The sequence below is a fragment of the Kocuria sp. SM24M-10 genome, assembly GCF_001027955.1.
In the GTDB taxonomy this organism is placed as follows: Bacteria; Actinomycetota; Actinomycetes; order Actinomycetales; family Micrococcaceae; genus Kocuria; species Kocuria oceani.
This window is the reverse complement of sequence record NZ_LDNX01000163.1, coordinates 1-4262: the sequence shown is the minus strand read 5'-3', so window position 1 is coordinate 4262 and position 4262 is coordinate 1. Positions and strand designations below refer to the sequence as shown.

General features: G+C 71.2%; 3 protein-coding genes and 1 pseudogene. All 4 read right to left on the bottom strand.

Annotation, left to right across the window (positions count from 1 at the left end; all coding sequences use genetic code 11):
• Positions 1 to 24 precede the first annotated feature (24 nt).
• Complete coding sequence (locus ABL57_RS19490) at positions 25 to 321, bottom strand: transposase (protein ID WP_047802039.1); 297 nt, start codon at positions 319 to 321, stop codon at positions 25 to 27.
• 117 nt (positions 322 to 438) lie between these two features.
• On the bottom strand, positions 439 to 1689 hold the full coding sequence (locus tag ABL57_RS19485; protein WP_047805149.1) for an IS256 family transposase: 1251 nt from the start codon (positions 1687 to 1689) through the stop codon (positions 439 to 441).
• A 111-nt stretch (positions 1690 to 1800) separates the two neighbouring features.
• Positions 1801 to 2604 carry a class F sortase gene (locus ABL57_RS22075; protein WP_047805148.1) on the bottom strand — a complete coding sequence of 268 codons (804 nt, stop codon included), beginning with the start codon at positions 2602 to 2604 and terminating at the stop codon, positions 1801 to 1803.
• Positions 2605 to 2719: 115 nt separating this feature from the next.
• Positions 2720 to 4262, bottom strand: a pseudogene (locus ABL57_RS22550) (hypothetical protein); the annotation flags it as partial.

The window sequence follows — 4262 nt, the reverse complement described above, 5'->3', positions numbered from 1 at the left end:
CCGCGTCGATGAGCTCGAACATCCTCACCGGTTCTGGTTCTCGGTCGCGAAGAAGGCGGCTGCTTTTTTCAGGAACTCCCGGTCCATCCGCAGCTCGGCCACCTCACGGCGCAACCGCTCCAGCTCTGCCCGCTCATCGGTATCCAGTGCTGAGGGCGGGTCGTCCATCTTGGCCCTCTCGATCGCGACCCAACGACCCAGCAGAGCTTCTCCGACACCGATCTCCTTCGCCACGTGGACGATCGGGCGCCCGGTGTCGATCACCAGATGCGCGGCATCACGCCGGTACGCGGGCGTGTACCTCTTCCGTTTGGCTCCCACAGGAACATCCTCCCTGCCAGGCACCAGGCCTGACCATCAAGGACGTCCACCGAAGGGGGACAACCTCACGACAAGGGGACTGTCCGATAAACGGTGTGTGGGGCCCGGCGGTTTTCATCAGTGAGTGGTTCTCTCGAACCGTCCGGCGAAGGTGATAGCAAACGCGTTCAGCGCCGGCTTCCACCTCATCACCCACCGTGCTCTGCCGCCGCCGGTGGGGTCAAGGGATCGAGTGACCAGGTACAGGCACTTCAGCGCTGCGGCCTCGTTCGGGAAGTGCCCACGGGCCCGCACCGCCCTCCGGTAGCGGGCGTTGATCGACTCGATCGCGTTCGTCGTGCAGATCACCCGGCGGATCTCCACGTCGTATTCGAGGAAGGGCACGAATTCGGCCCAGGAGGACTCCCACAGCTGCACGATCGCCGGATACCGCTGGCCCCACTCGGCCTTGAACTCGGCGAAGCGGTCCTTCGCCGCGGCCTCGGACGGGGCGGTGTAGACCGGCTTGAGCGCCTTGACGATCCCGTCCCGGTGCTGACGGCCCGCGTAGCGGAAGCTGTTACGGATCAGGTGCACGACGCACTGCTGCACGACCGTGCAGCTGTGGGAGTTCGTGATCGCCTCCGGCAGGCCCTTGAGCCCGTCGCAGACGGCGATGAGCACGTCCTCGACGCCCCGATTCTTCAGCTCGGAGAAGACCTGCAGCCAGAACCGGGCGCCCTCGGCGCCGTCGCCGGCCCAGATGCCCAGGATCTCCCGCTCTCCGTGCACGGTGACGCCCATGACGACGTAGAACGGGGTGTTGCGGACCTGCCCGTCGCGGACCTTCACGACGATCGCGTCGACGAAGAGCACCGGGTAGAGCGGGTCCAGCGGGCGCGAAGACCACTCGGCCAGCTCGCCGGCGACCTTCTCGGTGATCTTCGAGATGGTGTCCTTGGAGACCTTGGCCCCGTAGACCTCCTCGAAGTGCGCCACGATCTCACCGGTGGTCAGGCCCCGGGCAGAGAGGGAGAGCACGATCTGGTCGATGCCGTCCAGGCGCCGCTTGCGCTTGGGCACGATCACCGGCTCGAAGGACCCCTCCCGGTCCCGGGGCACTTCGATCTCGACCGGGCCGATCTCGGTCAGCACCGTCTTCGGCCTCGTGCCGTTGCGCATATTCGCGGCGATCGGGGTCTGCCCGTGGTCGTGCCCGAGGTGCTCGGTCAGTTCGGCTTCCAGCGCGGTCTCGAGGACGTTCTTCGTGAGCTGGCTCAGCAACCCGCCGGGGCCGACCAGGCTCACGCCTTGCTCCTTGGCCTGGGCGAGCAGTCGTTCGGCGATTTCCTTCTGGTCGATGATCTCTCCCGTCACGGGATCGATCATCTCCTGCGTCCTGTCAGTCGTGAAGTCGGTCACGGCCGTCTCCTTTCGGATCAGGCCGGACCCTCACACACCGTTCTTCTTACAGTCCCCGACAAAGAGGAGGGGGTGGGGTTAGTGGGTGGGGGTGGCGGTGATGACGACGTTCTTGCCCCAGGGGTCGTGGGTGTAGCAACTGATGATCACCAGCCGTTGCGGGGTGATGCGCCAGATATCGCTGTTCTTGAGGGTGTTCTTGTCGTGGGTGGTGACTGCGTCCACGGTGTAGTTGATGGCCCCGGTCTGGGTGTCGAGGGTGATGGTGTCCCCGGGGTTCAGGTGGGTGCTGAGCCGGTCGAAGGGGGCTTCGGTGCCTTCCCAGCTGTGCCCGGTGATGTAGGTGGTGTTCGTGGACCCGGCTCCGGGGGTGCCGTAGGTGGTCAGCCAGTAGGCGTCCATGGTCATTGGGGGCACGATCGACTGGTTGGCCAGCTCGGCGGTGGTCGGGGCCAGCGGCAGGATCGGCTGGTCGATGTCGGCGGCGGGCACGGTGAGGTGGACCGGGGCTGAGGCCGCCGGCTGGACCGGGGCCGGCTCGGGCGCCGGTGGTGTGGCTGCCGGTGGTGTGGCTGCCGGTGAGGGCGTCACCGCGGGAGCCGCCCGGGAAGGTGCGGGGGAGGGCGAGACGGATGCTGTGGGTGCTGTCGAGGCCGCACCCTCGCCCCCGATGGGGTCGGGGGCGGCAGTGGTGCTGTGGGTGGCCGGTGGCGCCGTGGCAGTCGCTTCGGTATCAGGGCCGGGCCCGAGGCCGAGGTACCCGCCGATCCCGAGCAGCACGGCCGCGGCCAGGCCGGTGATGACGGGCAGGGCACGGGTGCGCCGGGGCTGGTGGGGTGCTGTGGTGGCGCCGTGCTGGTGTTTGTCGTGCTGATGGCCCATCTGATGCCCCCCGAGGGCTGGTGGTGTGGCTCCGGGCGCCGGCCGGGGTGGCCGGCGCCCGGAGGGTCACGATGGTGGCGGGTGGGGCGCAGGAGCGACCCACCCGCGGTGGTGGTTAGCTGCCGGTGGTGTGCCGGCGGCGCAGCACCAGCCCGGTCGCGGCGAGCAGCCCGGCCCCGGTCAGCGCGATCACTCCCAGGTGGTTCTCGGAGCCGGCGCCGGTGGTCGTGCTGGGGGTGGTGCCGGCGGTCTGGACGTTCATGCCCTGGTTGGTGGTCTCCATGGAGGAACCGGGCACCCAGTGCACCGGGGAGGTGCCCGGGGACCACGGGGCACCGGGGGTGGTGGTGGGGCCGGTGACCAGGCCCTCGTCCACGTCGACGTCGATGCCGGCCCCTGTGCCGGCGCAGGCTGCCAGGGCTGCATCGAAGAGAGCTTCCAGCTCCTCAACGTCGACCCCGACCTCACCCAGGGCCAGGCGGACCTCGGCGAGGTCCTCGATAGCGGCGTCCAGGGCCAGCTGCGCCTCGACGGCGGCGGCCACGGCCGTCTCCACGGCCACCTCGGCATCGGCCACGGCGGTCTCGGCGTCCTCGACCGCGGCCACCAGGCCCAGCTGGGCGTCCAGCTCGGCCTGCGCGGCGTCGAACTCGGCCTGGGCGGCAGCCTGGATCTCCTCGGCGGCGGTCACCTCCGCCCGAGCCTCGAGCAGCGATTCCGGCTCCACCTGCGCGTCCTCCAGGGCCACCTGCGCCTCGGCCACTACGGCGGCGGCGGCCTCGGCCTCGGCCTGGGCGGCGTCGCGGTCGGTGACTGCCACCTCCAGGGCGGCCTGGGCATCGGCGACGGACCCGGCCTCCTCCACGGCCGCGGTCGCCTCGACCACCGCGGCCGCGGCGGCCTGCGCCTCGGCCTCGGCGCCCGCCAGTTCCGCCTGGGCGGTCTCCACCGCGGCGGCGGCCTCAGCGGCGGCGGCCACGGCGGCGTCCAGCTGCGCCTGCGCGTCGGCGGTGACACCGGCGGCCAGATCCACCTCGGCCTGGGCGGCATCGGCCTCCTCCTGGGCGACCCCCACGGTCAGGGCCGCATCGGCGGCAGCAACCACCGCGGCATCCAGATCGGCCTGGGCGGTGACCACCGCAGCGACCGCGGCCTCCACGGCCGCAGTGGCCTCCTCCACGGCCAGCTCGGCAGCGGCGATCGCATCGGCGTCCCCATCGGCCACCGCCGCGGTCAGCGCCACCGTGGCATCGGCCAGGGCCGCCTCGGCATCGGCCTGCACCCCCAGTGCCGCATCCACCGCGACGTCAGCGGCAGCAACCGCGGCATCGGCCTGCACCTGAGCGTCCAGGGCGAGCTGCAGCTCGCCCAGCTCCACCTCCAGGGCGGCCTGCGCCTCGGCCTGCACCGCCGCCGCCGCATCCAGGGCGTCCTGGGCGGTGCCGACCGCCGCGTCGGCCTCGACCTGGGCAGCCAGGGCCGCGTCCACGGCGTCCTGGGCCGGTGCGAGCCCCGCGTCGGCCTCGACCTGAGCGGCCAGGGCGGCCTCCAGGGCCTGCTGCGCGGCAACCGCGGCCTCCAGATCGGCCTCGGCCTCCAGCACCGCCTCATCAGCTGCCGCCAGCTCGGCGTCGGCCTCGACCTGCGCGGCCAGAGCG

Excerpts from the sequence above, each read along its gene's own strand:
- ABL57_RS19485 (WP_047805149.1), bottom strand. The coding sequence starts at position 1,689 with ATGATCGATCCCGTGACGGGAGAGATCATCGACCAGAAGGAAATCGCC.
- ABL57_RS22075 (WP_047805148.1), bottom strand. The coding sequence starts at position 2,604 with ATGGGCCATCAGCACGACAAACACCAGCACGGCGCCACCACAGCACCC.